The following is a 14,510-nucleotide window of genomic DNA, read 5'->3' on the forward strand; positions in this document are numbered from 1 at the left end:
GCGCAGCGGATGCGGGGGTGAGGCCGTCCTCGGGGGAGGGGGCGGGGCAGCGTGGTCCGCGTCGCGGCGGATGACCGGCGGGGCGGGCTGTACGACGACGGACGGGGCGCTCGGGGCGCTTGTGGCGCTCGGCGTTCTCGACGCGCTCGGTACGTGTCCGAGGGGCGGTTACGCGAGGGAGCCGGGGCGAAACGCCGACGGCCCTCGCGCTCACGACGGCGTGCGGCCGGTGCGGTGGATTCCGTCGCGTCTGCGTCCGACGCGTCGTCAACTCGTCCCACGGGGGCGGCAGTCGGTGACTCCGCCGGTCGTGACGGCCGAGCCGGTGGTCCGGCTGCTTCCGGTCCGCTGCTCGCGGTCGGGTGGCCGCTACGGGAGGGCGGCGCCGTCCGGCGGGTCCGGCCGGACGCGACGCGCCGCCGTGACCGGTCGCAGGGGCGCGTCGTACCGGCATCACGGTCACGTCGTACCGGCATCACGGTCACGTCGTACCGGCTCGTACCGGCGTGCGTTCAGGCCGGACGGGTGTCCCACGGGACCGCCCGTCCGGGGACGTTCAGGAAGCGGACGCCGAGTGCGTCTCCTGCTCCGCCTCCACCTGCGCGTTCCACTCCCGCTTGGACGCCTGCCAGCCGTCCTCGTTGTGCCCCAGCCGCCAGTAGCCGGAGATGGACAGGTCCTCGCGGGGGATCTCGCGCTCCACCCGCAGCAGCCGGCGCAGCTCCTTCACGAAGGCCGCCTCACCGTGCACGAAGGCGTGGATCCGGCCCTCCGGGAAGTCGAGCGCGCGCACGGCCTCCACCAGGGCCTCGCCCACCGGCCGGTCGCCGCGGTGCAGCCACACCACGTCGACGTCCGAGTCGATCTTCTGCTCCTCGTCGGGGCCCGAGATCTCCAGGAAGGCGTGGGCCACGGCGCCGTCCGGCAGCGCCTCCAGGGCGGCGGCGACCGCGGGCAGCGCGCTCTCGTCACCGGCGAGCAGATGCCAGTCGGCGCTCGCGTCGGGCGCGTAGGCGCCGCCGGGGCCCATGAACCGTACGATCTCGCCCGGTTGGACCCGGGCCGCCCAGGGGCCGGCCAGACCCTCGTCGCCGTGGACCACGAAGTCGAGGGTCAGCTGGCGCAGTTCGGGGTCCCAGGCGCGCACGGTGTAGGTCCGGGTCACCGGCCACTGCTCGCGCGGGAGTTCCTCCCGGATCCGCTCCATGTCGAACGGCTCGGGGTAGGTGACGCCCGCCGGGGCGAAGAGCAGCTTCACGTAGTGGTCGGTACAGGTGCCCGCGGTGAACTCGGCGAGGCCCTCGCCGCCCAGCACGACGCGCTGCATGTGGGGAGTGAGCCGCTCGGTCCGCACGACGCGCGCGGAGTGGGGCTTCCTGGGCCTGCGTGCCGGACGCTCTGCCATGACGGCCTCCTCGTTCATTGACTTAGGCTCACCTAAGTTAGCATCTCTGTCCCGGTCGGCACCCTTCGCAGGGACGGCCCGAGCGGTCTTCGTACCGGGAGTCGAGTCCCCCCGTGGCGAGGATCGAGCCTCCCTCCGCACTGTGACGGTCCCCTCACCCGGACATCCTCCGCCCACCGGCGGGAACAGCGCCTCCCGGGCGCCAGACCCCTCAGCCGCCCAGCGTCGTGAGCAGGCGCTGCAGGGACCCGCCCAGGCCCCAGCGGGCCGCCAGCGCGTCCAGGGCGGCGGGGTCGCGCGGGGTGCGGGGCAGCGCCGTGTCGACGTCGGGCAGCGGGACGTCACCGGCGACCCGTACGACCTCGGGCGCCAGGGCGACGTAGGGCCGGGACTCGTCGAGACGCCTGCGCTGCGAGGGGGTCAGCCCGGACTTCGGGTCGTCCACGGCGGCCATGATCCCGGCCAGGTCGCCGAAGGCGTCGAGCAGCTTGGCCGCCGTCTTCTCGCCGATCCCCGGCACCCCGGGAAGGCCGTCGCTCGGGTCGCCCCGCAGCAGTGCGAGATCCGCGTACCCGGAGCCGTCCACCCCGTACTTCTCGCGCAGCCAGGTCTCGTCGGTGAGCTGGAGGGTGCCGACGCCCTTGAGGGGATACAGGACGCGCACTCCCCGCTCGTCGTCCACGAGTTGGTAGAGGTCGCGGTCGCCGGTGACGATGTCGACCGGGCCGGTGGCGCGTCCGGTGAAGGTGCCGATCACGTCGTCCGCCTCGTAGCCCGCCACTCCCACGCGCGCGATGCCCAGCGCGTCCAGGACGTCCTCGATGACGGGCACCTGCGGGGAGAGCGTGTCCGGCACCTCCTCCTCGTCCGGGCCGGTCTCGGTCTCCACGGCCACCCGGTGCGCCTTGTACGAAGGGATCAGGTCGACCCGCCACTGCGGGCGCCAGTCCGCGTCCATGCACGCCACCAGCTCGTCCGGGCGGTGGTCCTTGACCAGGCGGTCGATGAAGTCGAGCAACCCGCGCACGGCGTTCACCGGCGTGCCGTCCGGGGCTCTCACCGAGTCGGGGACCCCGAAATAGGCCCGGAAGTACAGGGAGGCGGTGTCGAGCAGCATCAGGCGTCTGGTCACGCCTCGCATCATGCCGTACGCCACTGACAGTGACCTGGACCACTCCCGTGTTTGCTTTGTGTAAGCGGGGGCAGGCGCGGCATCGGGAAGCGCCCGGTTGCTTTTTCAACCGATCACGGCGATCGCACCGATCACGGTGATCACACCGGTCACGGCGATTCGCGATCAGCGCGATCGCGCCGACCAGACCCGTCGCACCGATCAGACCGATCGAAGCGTCCGAACGAGAGGCACACGTGTCATCCAGGCTTGAGGCCGAGCATCTGTACAAGGTGTTCGGGAGACGACCGGAAGAGGCGGTGGAACGACTCCGCCAGGGAACCGACCGGGAGGAGCTGCGCGCCGACGGCACCACCGCCGCGGTGATCGACGCGTCCTTCTCGGTCGACCCGGGCCAGATCTTCGTCGTCATGGGTCTGTCCGGCTCCGGCAAGTCCACGCTGCTGCGCATGCTCAACGGACTCCTGGAACCCACCGCGGGACAGGTGCGGTTCGACGGCGAGGACCTCACCGCGCTCAGCGACCGGGACCTGCGCGAGGTCCGCTCGAAGAAGATCAGCATGGTCTTCCAGCACTTCGCGCTCTTCCCGCACCGCAGTGTCCTGGAGAACGCGGCGTACGGCCTGGAGGTCCAGGGCGTACCGGCCGCCGAGCGCCGGAAGCGCGCCACCGAGGCGCTGGAACTGGCCGGGCTCGCGGGCTGGGAGAAGTCCTGGCCCGACGAACTGTCCGGCGGGATGCAGCAGCGTGTCGGCCTGGCCCGCGCGCTGGCCACCGACGCCGATCTGCTGCTGATGGACGAGTCGTTCAGCGCGCTCGACCCGCTGATCCGCCGTGACATGCAGGACCAGCTCATCGAGCTGCAGAAGAAGCTCAAGAAGACCATCGTGTTCATCACGCACGACCTCAACGAGGCCATGCGGCTCGGCGACCGGATCGCCGTCATGCGCGACGGACGCATCGTCCAGATCGGCACCGCCGAGGACATCCTCGTACGCCCCGCCGACGACTACGTCGCCTCCTTCACCCAGGACGTCGACCGCTCCCGGGTGCTGACGGCGGGCGCCGTCATGGACACCGACGTACGGGGCGACGAGGCCGACTGCGACTGCGAGACGGCGCTGCCCGACACCTCGTTCGTGGACCTGTGCGCCATCAGCGCGCGCCTCACGCACCCGGTCGCGGTGGTCGACGCGGGGGGCGGACTGGTCGGTGTCGTGCCGCGGCGCCGGCTCGTCGCCTTCCTGGGCGACGAGCAGGACGGACCCGGCCGCTGTACGCAGCCGCGAGACGAGGCGGTGACGGCCCGTGCCTAGGATTCCCTTCGGTGACTGGGTCAACGACGTGGTCGACTGGCTGCTGAACCACATGGCGTGGCTCTTCGACTTCCTCAAGACCGTCTTCTCGGGCACCTACGACGGCATCGACGCCGTTCTCCAGGCGCCCCAGCCGCTCCTGCTCGCGGGCATCTTCGCGGTGATCGCGTTCTGGCTGCGCGGTACCTCCGCGGGTGTCCTCACCTTCGTGGGATTCGCCTTCATCGATTCCCTCGAACTGTGGGAGGACGCGATGGTGACCCTCTCGCTGGTCCTCGTCGCCACGCTCATCGCGCTCGTCGTCTCGGTGCCCGTCGGCATCTGGGCGGCGCGCTCCGACCGGGTCAGCGGCTTCGTCAGGCCGGTGCTCGACTTCATGCAGACGCTGCCCGCGATGATCTACCTCATCCCGGCGATCCTGTTCTTCGGCACCGGAGCGCCCGCCGGCATCGTCGCCACCCTGATCTTCGCGCTGGCACCCGGTGTCCGCATGACCGAGCTGGGCATCCGGCAGGTCGACAGGGAACTCGTGGAGGCCGCCGACGCGTTCGGCACCACCCCGCGCAGCACCCTGCTGCGCATCCAGCTGCCGCTGGCGCTGCCCACCGTCATGGCGGGCGTCAACCAGGTCATCATGCTGGGCCTGTCGATGGCCGCCATCGCGGGCATGGTCGGCACCGGCGGCCTCGGCGGCGACGTCAACGAGGCCATCGGCCAGCTGAACGTCGGTCTCGGTTCCGAGGCGGGCGTCGCCATCGTCATCCTGGCCATCTACCTCGACCGGATGACCGGCGCCCTCGGCACCCAGGTCTCGCCGCTCGGCCGCCGCGCCGCCGCGAAGCTGCGTGCCGCGCAGGGCCTGCGGATCTGGTCCTACCGGCCCCGGCCCGCCGTCGCGATGGTGGGCGTCGTCGTCCTCGCGCTGGTCGCGGGCGGCATGGGCGTGTTCGGCGGTACGGACTCGACGTCCGCCGCGGCCGACGGCGACAACGTCGGCCAGGGCAAGAAGGTCAGCATCGGCTACATCCCGTGGGACGAGGGGGTCGCCTCCACCTTCCTGTGGAAGGAGATCCTGGAGGAGCGCGGTTTCGACGTCGACACCAAGCAGTTCGACGCGGGTCCGCTCTACACCTCCCTCGCCCAGGGCGACGTCGACTTCGAGACGGACTCGTGGCTGCCGACCACCCACGCGGAGTACTGGAAGAAGTACGGCAAGCAGCTCGACGACCTGGGCTCCTGGTACGGCCCCACCTCGCTGGAGCTGACCGTGCCCTCGTACATGAAGGGCGTCGACTCGCTGGAGGACCTCAAGGGCAAGGCCGGCACCTTCGGCGGGAAGATCACCGGCATCGAGTCGAGCGCCGGGATGATGGGCCTGCTCAAGAACAAGGTGCTCAAGGAGTACGGGCTCGACAAGGAGTACAAGGTCGTCGACAGCTCGACGCCCGCCATGCTGGCCGAGCTGAAGCGCGCGTACGCCAAGAAGCAGCCCGTCGTGGTCACCCTGTGGTCGCCGCACTGGGCGTACAGCGACTACGACCTGAAGAAGCTCAAGGACCCGAAGGGCGCCTGGGGCAAGGGCGACGGGGTGCACACGCTCTCGCGCAAGGGCTTCGCCCAGGACAACCCGGTCGTGGGCCGGTGGCTGAAGAACTTCAAGCTGACCGAGAAGCAGCTCACGGGTCTCGAGGCGGAGATCAACAAGGTCGGCAAGGGCAAGCAGCAGGACGCGGTGCGTACCTGGCTGAAGAAGAACCCCGGTGTCGTCGACAAGCTGGCGCCGACCGGGAAGGCGTCCGCCGCGCCCGCCGAGGCGAAGCGTCCGCTGGACATCGCCTGGTTCCCCTGGGACGAGGACGTCGCCGTCACCTACCTCTGGAAGAACGTGCTGGCGCGGCGCGGCTACCAGCTGAACCTGAAGCAGATGGACGTCGGCCCCGTCTACACCGGGCTGGCCTCGGGCGACCTCGACCTCAACTTCGACGCCTGGCTGCCCTACGCGCAGTCGAACTACTGGGACCAGCACAAGAACGACCTCAAGGACCTGGGCACCTGGTACGCGCCGACCTCGCTGGAGATCGCCGTGCCGTCCTATGTGAAGGGCGTCAAGTCACTCGCGGACCTCAAGGGCAAGGCCGGGACCTTCGGCGGGAAGATCATCGGTATCGAGCCCGGCACCGGTGAGATGAACCTGCTCAAGAAGAAGGTGCTCCCGGGGTACGGCCTGGACAAGGAGTACAAGGTCGTCGACGGCTCGACGCCCGCCATGCTGGCCGAGCTGAAGCGCGCGTACGCCAAGAAGCAGCCCGTCGCCGTCGTCCTGTGGTCCCCGCACTGGGCCTACAGCGAGTACAAGCTCACCAAGCTCGCGGACGACAAGAAGCTGTTCGGCGAGGGCAACACGATCCGGACCATCTCCAGCGAGAAGTTCCCGGAGCAGTACCCGCAACTCGCGCGGTGGATCAAGAACTTCAAGATGAGCGAGGACGAACTCGGCACCCTGGAGAGCGAGATCAAGAAGCGGGGTCAGGGCCACGAGGAGGACGCGGTCGCGGCGTGGCTGAAGGGTCACCCGGACGTGGTGGACCGGATGGCTCCGCGGTAGCCCCCGCATCGGCCTGAACGGCCTCGTCCTCAAGCACCGGACGGGCTGACATGCCTGAACTGGCCGTCGGCCTTCGAGCGCGGGCGCGCATCTCCAGCCCGTCCGGCGCTTGAGGACTAGCCCTTCGGGCGAGGGCGGGGGTCCAGGGGGTGCAGCGCCCCTGGCGGGGTCCGGGGCGGAGCCCCGGGGACGGGAAGGGCGGGGGCGGCGGGGGCGAGACTCCCCGGGGCTGCCCCCCGGTAGACGACCACGACAGCTCTGTCGACGCGAACGCACCGGATCCGGACAACCCCTTCACCCCCGGCGCCCACCTCACCGCCGCACGCCGTCCTCCCGACGACTCCGCCCACCCCCACGACACACCTCCACACCCCCCACCCCTCCCGCCGGCGGCCCCCGCCCCGCACCACCCCGTGTCTCCCCGCACGACCCTCCGCCCGCACTGACCGGCCCCGACCGTGCATGGAGCGACACCGCTCGCCAACTCCCCGTCGTGAAGCCGGACTTCGCCTCCCGGCGAGAACCACCGCCCGGGAGCGCACGCCACGCCGGAGCCCAGGGACGTCTGGTGACGGAGATGCCGGGTACCGTCCTGGGAACACCACCCCGCGCACCCACTCCCGCCGCACGCCCAGCGACGGCCCACGACAACCCGGCGGGGGCGTCCGGCCCTTCTGGTCAGCCCTTTCGTCCAGGAGGCGGCCGCGGTGCCGACGTGACCGTGGGAACTCGGCTGTTGGCGCGAATTGTGACCCTGGCCCGCCCGTGACGTGACAGCGATATGACGGCCGCATGAAACGGTTTGCCGAACATGCGTAGGGTGCAAACAACTCTTCAGGGGCAACGGCCCGGGGTGTGGACCGAAGCGGTGGACCGATGACGCGGGGGAGGGAGCCGGAGCGATGGGCGACCACAAGGAACAGCCTCTTCGGGTGGGCGCGGCCGTCCGGCGGCGGCGCCGGGCACTGGAGCTGACCCTCGCCGTCGTGGCCCAGCGCAGCGGCCTGTCGGTCCCGTTCCTCAGCCAGGTGGAGAACGAACGGGCGCGGCCGAGCCGCAGCTCCCTGGAGAGGGTCGCCGACGCGCTGGGCACCACGGCCGTCGAGCTGCTCGCCGCGGCCGACCCGGCGTGCAGTGTCGACGTCGTGCGCGCCGACGAGGGTGAGGGCTGTGCGTCCGGCGCGCGCACGCGCCCCCTGGTGCGCGGTCACCACCAGCTGCACGCCACGGAGTTCGTCGGCGACCACGAGGAGGGCCGCGAACTCCAGCACCGCAACGACAAGTTGATGTATGTCGCCGACGGTGCCGTGGAGGTCGAGGCCGAGGGCCGCGCACACCGTCTGGGGCGCGGCGACACGATGTACCTCACGGGCGGGGTGCGCCACCGCTGGCGGGCCACCGTGCCGGACACCCGCGTGATCGTGGTCGAGGTCGCCGATCACATCGAGGCGCTGGAGGAGCGCCACGGTTTCCGTCGACGCTGACCTCGGGTGCTGAACTCGGTCTACCGAAACCGAAGTTGAGGCCGGAGTCCGGAACGGGCGCGCCGAGGCCGGAGGCCGGCCTCGGACACCGGCCCAGGTGTCGACCTCGGACGCCGGCCCCGGAAGCCGAGTCGAGGAGCCGACGAGTCGACGAGCCGACACCGACCGTCGGCCTTCCGCGCGGTCCCGGCCGGTCCCCGCTGCGATACTGGCGCCATGTCCGGGACCACCTGTCGTGTCACCGCCGCCTCCGGGGCCGCCTACGCCGCCGTCACCCGCGGTCGGCGGATCGCGGGACGGGGAACACGCCCGTGACCGGCCCGACGCGGGCCCGGGTCCCGCGGGTCGTGTCGCTCGTGCCCTCGCTCACCGAGGCCGTCGCGGTGACCGTCCCCGGCGCGCTGGTCGGCGCGACCGACTGGTGCAGCCGCCCGGTGGACCTCGACGTCGCCCGGATCGGCGGCACCAAGAACCCCCGGATCGAGCGCATCGTCGAGATCGGCCCCGACCTGGTGGTGGCCAACGAGGAGGAGAACCGCGGTCCCGACCTCGACGCCCTGCGCGCCGCGGGGGTCGAGGTACTGGTCACGGAGGTCCGGGACGTGCCGGGCGCCGTCCGGGAGCTCGACCGGGTGCTGACCGCGTGCGGGGCACGGACCCGGCCGCGCTGGCTCGACGAGGCGGAGGCGACGTGGGCCTCGCCGCCCGCCCCCGTGCACCGGACGGCCGCGATCGTGCCGATCTGGCGACGCCCCTGGATGGTCCTCGGCCGCGACACCTTCGCCGGGGACGTGCTGGCACGCCTGGGCGTCGACAACGTGTACGCGGCGCACGAGGAGCGCTATCCCCGTGTCCCGCTCGCCGGGCTCCTCGCGGCGGCCCCGGAACTCGTGGTGCTGCCCGACGAGCCGTACCGCTTCACCGCCGACGACGGACCCGAGGCCTTCGGGCCCGTGCCCTGCGCGCTCGTCGACGGACGGCACCTGACCTGGTACGGACCGTCGCTCGCGCGGGCGCCGCGGGTCCTCAGCGAGGCGCTGCGAGCAGCGACCGGCTGAGCACGCCGCGCACGGTGTGGACGACGGCCACCGCCCAGGCGGCGACCAGGAGCGCGTACAGCGTGACGGCGAGCCCGTCGAAGGCCACGAGGCCGGTGTGCCGGGCCAGCGACCCGGCGCCGGTGACACACGTCCCCACCGGGAAGGTGAACGCCCACCACGTCATGGAGAACCCCATGCCCCGGCGGCGGGCCCGTGCCACCATCGCGGCGGCCAGCGCGAGCCACAGCAGTGCGAAGCCCATGACGGGGACGCCGTAGAGCACCGCCAGGAGGGTGAAGCCCTGGTCGTACGGCGCCGGTACGACGCCCGGCGCGGAGTCGGCGAACTTGCCGGTGGCGGTCGTGGACTGGCCGAGCGGGCCGAGGACGAGGAACAGCGTGGGGGTGAGGGCGAGCGGCAGCGGCCCCCCGGTGAGGAGCCGGCCGAAGATCACCGGCAGTGTCACGAAGGTGGCCAGCAGGCTGAGCCCGAAGAGGGCGAAGCAGCCGAGGAGCAGCGTCTCGCGGGCCTGCCCCGGCGGGAGGTGCGGGACCAGCAGCGGTCCGACGGCGGCGGAGACCATGGGCGCGACGAGCGGCAGCAGCCAGACGGGGGTGGCCTGGTCGGGCCGGATGCGGTGGTGCACGACCATCAGGTACGGGACGGCCAGGGCGGCGGCGAGCGCGGCCACCGTCCCCACACCGAACAGCACGGCGTCCACGGCGACCGCGGCGGGTGTGCCGATCCAGTCCCGGCCGACGACGAGCGTGGCGCCGCCCACCGCCAGCAGCGCCATCGCGAGGCAGCCGTAGAAGGGCGCCGCCGCCGGGTCGAGCAGGTGGGCGCGGGCCTGGTCGCGGTGGTGGGTCCAGTGCAGGGCACGGGCACCGAGCAGGGTCACCAGCAGGACGGCCGAGAGCACCCAGACGACCAGGCAGAAGGTCCGCAGGCCTGGGAGGTCACCCGGCAGTCCGGCCCCCGCGGTGGCCACGATCGCCGTGCCCATGACCGAGGCGTACCAGTTGGGGCCGAGGTGGCGGACGGCGGCGGCGCGCGGTCGCCGGGTTCCGGCGGTGGCGAGCGGGGCGACGGGACGGGCTGCGGTGACCATGGCTCCACGGTCCCGCCACCACGGGTTCCCCACCAGAGAGCACGGGTCTATGAGGGCATAAGCTGACTTTATGGGTACGAGTGCGGAGGGGTCGACGGGCGGCCGGGCGGCGCGCGCCGGGGAGCCGGCCGGGAGCCGGGGCACGGGCGAGCCGGCCGCGGCCGGGATCGCGCACCGGGTACCGGATCTCGGGGCGCTGGAGCTGCTGCTCGCGGTGGCCCGGCTCGGGAGCCTCGGACGGGCGGCGCGGGAGCTGGGGATCACCCAGCCCGCGGCCAGCAGCCGCGTCCGCTCCATGGAACGGCAGCTCGGCGTGGCGCTCGTCGACCGCTCGCCCAGGGGGTCGCGGCTCACGGACGCCGGCGCGCTCGTCACGGACTGGGCGCGGCGGGTCGTGGAGGCGGCCGAGGCGTTCGACGCGGGGGCGCAGGCGCTGCGGGACCGGCGCGACTCGCGGCTGCGAGTGGCGGCGAGCATGACGATCGCCGAGTATCTGCTGCCCGGCTGGCTGATCGCGCTGCGCGGGCAGCGCCCGGACACGGCGGTCTCCCTGCTCGCGGGCAACTCCGCCGCCGTCGCCGAACGCCTCCTCACGGGCGAGGCGGACCTCGGCTTCGTGGAGGGACTCTCCGTTCCCGCCGGTCTGGACTCGGCGGTCATCGCCCACGACCGGCTGATCGTGGTGACGGCACCGGGGCACCCGTGGGCACGGCGCCGGACGCCTCTGGAGGGACCGGAACTCGCGGCGACCCCGCTGATCCTGCGGGAGGAGGGGTCGGGTACCCGCCAGGTGCTCGACACGGCGCTGGGAGGTCTGGCCCGGCCGCTGATCGAGCTGTCCTCGACGACGGCGGTCAAGGCCGCCGCGGTCAGCGGCGCGGGCCCCGCCGTCCTGAGCGAACTGGCCCTCGGAGAGGAGCTCTCCACACACCGCCTGGTGAGCGTCCCGCTCTCCGGTGTCGAGCTGCGCCGCGCGCTGCGGGCGGTCTGGCCCACGGGCCACCGCCCGACGGGCCCGGCACGTGACCTGCTGGCACTGACACGCGGGACGTAGCGGCGGGGTCGGTGCGGCGCCGGGTCCTGGTGGCGCGCGGTGCGCCGGGACCGTTCCCCGCCCCGGGTTCGTCACGCGCCGCGCGCCGACGCCCGGACGCCGACGGCACGGGAGGCCGCCCATACCCTGCCGGCTCAGGACAACGCCGTACCGCGCCGGCTCAGGACGCCGCCCGCACCAGCGCCTGTACGACCCGGAGGTCCTCGCCCATCTCCGGGTGCCACTGCACGCCCAGCACCCAGCCGGGGCCGGGGAGTTCGACCGCCTCGACCGTGCCGTCCGCGGCGTGCGCCGACGCCGTCAGGCCCCGGCCGAGACGGTCCACCGCCTGATGGTGGTAGGTCGGCACGGCGCAGGACTCCGGGGCGATCGTCGCGTACCGCGTGCCCGGTACGGGGGTGACGTCGTGCCGGCCGAAGACGCCGATGTCCTTCACATGGCCCTCGATGTGCTGCACGAGTGTGCCGCCGAGGGCGACGTTGAGGAGCTGCATGCCTCTGCAGATGCCGAGGAGCGGTGTCCCGGCGTCCAGCGCGGCCCGGATCAGGGCGAGTTCCCAGGCGTCGCGGCGGGGAGCCGGCGGGCCCGTCCGCGGGGAGCGCTCGGCGTCGTAGTGGACCGGGTCGACGTCAGGACCACCGGCGACGACGAGACCGTCGAGACGGGCGACCGCCGAGGCCGCCTGTGAGGGATCGTCCGGCGGCAGCAGCGCCGCGAGCCCGCCGGACCGCTGGACCAGCCGCGGATAGCCGGCCGGCAGCAGCACGGCCTCCAGCTCCCACACACCCCAGCGCGCCCCGGACTCCAGATACGTGCTCACGCCGATCAGCGGTCTGCTGCCCACTCTGCGCTCCCTGTCGGATTCAATCTGTCGGATTCGAATTCAATGGAACGGAATCATGCCTTTGACGGATGCTCTCACTCCCGCATCCTCAGCCCCCGCAACCCCGCGACCCAGCGGGCCGGGCGGACCGGGCGGGACATCGGCCCACCGCACGACCCACACGCCCCACGCGGTCGCGTGTCGCGCGTCGGGTGTCACGCGTCGCGCCACGGAGCGGCCCGCGGTCACGCCAGGAAGCCCCGCAGCAGCGCCGCCGTTCCGGCGCAGTGTTCGCGCATCATCTCCCGCGCCCCGTCCGCGTCCCCGTCGAGCACGGCCCCGACCAGCGCGGCGTGTTGGCGCTGGGAGTGTTCCAGGTTGCGCACCAGGAGCGGGATGCAGTCGAGCAGGTCGTTGACGGACGCCCGGACGGCCGCGTACTGCGCCGTCAGTGACGGGGAACCGGCCAGTTCGGCGAGGGTGAGGTGGAGCATCGTGTCCACCCGGCGGTAGTCGGCCAGCGGCGCGTCCTGGGTGCGGGCCAGCGCCTCGCGCAGCCGGTCCGCCCGGTCGGCGTCGAGCCCGTGGGCCGCGCACAGCCCGGCCGCGCCCACCTCCAGCACCTCCCGGAAGCGCAGCACGTCCTCGATGTCGACCCCGGCGATCCGGCGGCGCAGCTCGTCCTGGCCGGGTGCCGTGTCCCTGGACCGTACGAAGGTGCCGCCGTACCGGCCGCGCCGCGACTCCACCAGACCCTGGTCCTGCAGCACCTTCAGCACCTCGCGCAGGGTCACCCGGCTGATCCCGAGCCGCTCCGCCAGCTCCCGCTCCGCGGGCAGCCGCTGGCCGCCCGGCACCAGGCCGAGCCGCACCACCTGGAGGATCTGCTCCAGCGCCTCCTCGAAACCGTTGCCCGCCCGCACCGGGCGCAGCACCGGCGCGAGACCGTCCCCCGCGCCTCCCGGACCACGGTCGGGACCCGCCTGCGTCATCCGGTCGTGCCCCCTTCCCAAGCAATGGTTCTCGGCAATACCTTATGGCTCTCGGCTGACCGAAGGAGGCTTTTCCGGTGGCAGACCGCACACCCCCGCTCGCTGTCGAGGAACTGCGCGCCCTCGTCGCGGACGGCGAGATCGACACCGTCGTCCTGGCCTTCCCCGACATGCAGGGCCGCCTCCAGGGAAAGCGGTTCGCCGCGCGCTTCTTCCTGGAGGAGGTCCTCGAACACGGCACCGAGGGCTGCAACTACCTCCTCGCCGTCGACACCGAGATGAACACCGTCGACGGCTACGCCATGTCCTCGTGGGAGCGGGGCTACGGCGACTTCGCCATGCACCCCGACCCCGGCACCCTGCGCCGGGTCCCCTGGAACGCGGGCACCGCCCTGCTCATCGCCGACCTCGCCTGGAACGACGGTTCTCCCGTGGTCGCGGCCCCCCGCCAGATCCTGCGCCGCCAGCTCGACCGGCTCGCCGAGCGGGGCCTGACCGCCCAGGTCGGCACCGAACTCGAGTTCATCGTCTTCAAGGACACCTACGAGCAGGCCTGGGACGCGCGCTACCGGGGTCTCACCCCGGCGAACCAGTACAACATCGACTACTCGGTCCTGGGGACCGGACGCATCGAGCCGCTGCTGCGCCGCATCCGCAACGAGATGCAGGCCGCGGGCCTGACCGTCGAGTCCGCCAAGGGCGAGTGCAACCCGGGACAGCACGAGATCGCCTTCAAGTACGACGAGGCACTCGTCACCTGCGACCAGCACGCCGTCTACAAGACGGGCGCCAAGGAGATCGCCTCCCAGGAGGGCGTCTCGCTCACCTTCATGGCCAAGTACGACGAGCGCGAGGGCAACTCCTGCCACATCCACCTCTCGCTCGCGGACGCCGACGGCACGAACGTGATGGCGGGCTCCGCGCAGGACCCCGGCGGCATGTCCGAGACCATGCGCCGGTTCCTCGCCGGACAGCTCGCCGCGCTCAGGGACTTCTCACTCCTCTACGCGCCCAACATCAACTCGTACAAGCGCTTCCAGCCCGGCTCGTTCGCGCCGACCGCCGTCGCCTGGGGGTACGACAACCGCACCTGCGCCCTGCGCGTGGTCGGGCACGGCCGCTCCCTGCGTTTCGAGAACCGGCTGCCCGGCGGTGACGTCAACCCGCATCTGGCCGTCGCCGGCCTCGTCGCGGCCGGCCTGTACGGCATCGAGCAGAAACTCGAACTGCCCGAGGCGTGCACGGGCAACGCGTACACCGCGGCGTACGAGCACGTGCCGACCACCCTGCGCGAGGCCGCCGAGCTCTGGGAGAACAGCCCCATCGCCCGCGCCGCCTTCGGTGACGAGGTGGTCGCGCACTACCGCAACATGGCCCGCGTCGAGCTGGAGGCCTTCGACGCCGCGGTGACCGACTGGGAGCTGCGCCGCTCCTTCGAACGCATGTGAGGTCCTTCTTGTCGCACGAGTCGCACGAGTCGCACGAGTCGCACGAGTCGCACGAGTCGCACGAGTCGCACGAGTCGCACGAGTCGCGACCCCCGGTCGT

The 14,510-nt window shown here is 72.2% G+C and carries 11 protein-coding genes; 6 read left to right on the top strand and 5 right to left on the bottom strand.

Annotated elements, in window-relative coordinates:
• Positions 1-556: 556 nt before the first annotated feature.
• Both OG776_RS32480 and OG776_RS32485 read right to left on the bottom strand, forming a co-directional pair.
• Positions 557-1,405: a siderophore-interacting protein gene (locus tag OG776_RS32480; protein WP_148007713.1), complete on the bottom strand. Its 849-nt coding sequence runs from the start codon at positions 1,403-1,405 to the stop codon at positions 557-559.
• Between the two features lie 211 nt (positions 1,406-1,616).
• The gene (locus OG776_RS32485) at positions 1,617-2,546 is read right to left on the bottom strand and encodes a 5'-3' exonuclease (RefSeq protein WP_187285522.1); all 930 of its coding nucleotides are present in this window, start codon (positions 2,544-2,546) and stop codon (positions 1,617-1,619) included.
• Between the two features lie 227 nt (positions 2,547-2,773).
• Between OG776_RS32485 and OG776_RS32490 the strand changes: the two genes are divergently transcribed.
• From OG776_RS32490 to OG776_RS32505, 4 genes are all read left to right on the top strand, one after another.
• Positions 2,774-3,853 carry a quaternary amine ABC transporter ATP-binding protein gene (locus tag OG776_RS32490; protein ID WP_148007715.1) on the top strand — a complete coding sequence of 360 codons (1,080 nt, stop codon included), beginning with the start codon at positions 2,774-2,776 and terminating at the stop codon, positions 3,851-3,853.
• Positions 3,846-6,458, top strand: coding sequence for an ABC transporter permease/substrate binding protein (locus OG776_RS32495; protein ID WP_148007716.1), 2,613 nt, complete (start codon positions 3,846-3,848; stop codon positions 6,456-6,458). Before OG776_RS32490 ends, OG776_RS32495 begins: the two co-directional genes overlap by 8 nt.
• 902 nt (positions 6,459-7,360) lie before the next feature.
• Entirely contained in the window at positions 7,361-7,942 is a 582-nt protein-coding gene (locus OG776_RS32500) for a helix-turn-helix domain-containing protein (protein WP_148007717.1), read from the top strand.
• Between the two features lie 311 nt (positions 7,943-8,253).
• Positions 8,254-9,000 carry a helical backbone metal receptor gene (locus tag OG776_RS32505; RefSeq protein WP_148007718.1) on the top strand — a complete coding sequence of 249 codons (747 nt, stop codon included), beginning with the start codon at positions 8,254-8,256 and terminating at the stop codon, positions 8,998-9,000.
• Here the strand turns inward: OG776_RS32505 and OG776_RS32510 are convergent.
• Positions 8,969-10,093 (bottom strand): TDT family transporter, encoded by a 1,125-nt coding sequence (locus tag OG776_RS32510; protein WP_148007719.1) that lies wholly within the window; start codon positions 10,091-10,093, stop codon positions 8,969-8,971. The two genes, OG776_RS32505 and OG776_RS32510, sit on opposite strands and share 32 nt — an antisense overlap.
• A 70-nt stretch (positions 10,094-10,163) precedes the next feature.
• Between OG776_RS32510 and OG776_RS32515 the strand changes: the two genes are divergently transcribed.
• A complete protein-coding gene (locus OG776_RS32515; protein WP_148007720.1) occupies positions 10,164-11,147 on the top strand; it encodes a LysR family transcriptional regulator in 984 nt (327 codons plus the stop codon).
• A gap of 160 nt (positions 11,148-11,307) precedes the next feature.
• On the opposite strand, the gene OG776_RS32520 is transcribed toward OG776_RS32515, so the two are convergent.
• Both OG776_RS32520 and OG776_RS32525 read right to left on the bottom strand, forming a co-directional pair.
• Complete coding sequence (locus OG776_RS32520; RefSeq protein WP_148007721.1) at positions 11,308-11,991, bottom strand: gamma-glutamyl-gamma-aminobutyrate hydrolase family protein; 684 nt, start codon at positions 11,989-11,991, stop codon at positions 11,308-11,310.
• A gap of 224 nt (positions 11,992-12,215) precedes the next feature.
• Entirely contained in the window at positions 12,216-12,962 is a 747-nt protein-coding gene (locus OG776_RS32525; protein WP_148007722.1) for a FadR/GntR family transcriptional regulator, read from the bottom strand.
• A 77-nt stretch (positions 12,963-13,039) separates the two neighbouring features.
• Between OG776_RS32525 and OG776_RS32530 the strand changes: the two genes are divergently transcribed.
• Positions 13,040-14,410 (top strand): glutamine synthetase family protein, encoded by a 1,371-nt coding sequence (locus tag OG776_RS32530; RefSeq protein ID WP_148007723.1) that lies wholly within the window; start codon positions 13,040-13,042, stop codon positions 14,408-14,410.
• Positions 14,411-14,510: the final 100 nt, after the last annotated feature.

Source organism: Streptomyces sp. NBC_01689 (assembly GCF_036250675.1).
Classification (GTDB): Bacteria; Actinomycetota; Actinomycetes; order Streptomycetales; family Streptomycetaceae; genus Streptomyces.

Bases quoted from the DNA above. Each gene is read 5' to 3' on its own strand.
- OG776_RS32510 (WP_148007719.1), bottom strand. From the start codon at position 10,093: ATGGTCACCGCAGCCCGTCCCGTCGCCCCGCTCGCCACCGCCGGAACC.
- OG776_RS32500 (WP_148007717.1), top strand. From the start codon at position 7,361: ATGGGCGACCACAAGGAACAGCCTCTTCGGGTGGGCGCGGCCGTCCGG.
- OG776_RS32525 (WP_148007722.1), bottom strand. From the start codon at position 12,962: ATGACGCAGGCGGGTCCCGACCGTGGTCCGGGAGGCGCGGGGGACGGT.
- OG776_RS32515 (WP_148007720.1), top strand. From the start codon at position 10,164: ATGGGTACGAGTGCGGAGGGGTCGACGGGCGGCCGGGCGGCGCGCGCC.
- OG776_RS32480 (WP_148007713.1), bottom strand. From the start codon at position 1,405: ATGGCAGAGCGTCCGGCACGCAGGCCCAGGAAGCCCCACTCCGCGCGC.
- OG776_RS32485 (WP_187285522.1), bottom strand. From the start codon at position 2,546: ATGCGAGGCGTGACCAGACGCCTGATGCTGCTCGACACCGCCTCCCTG.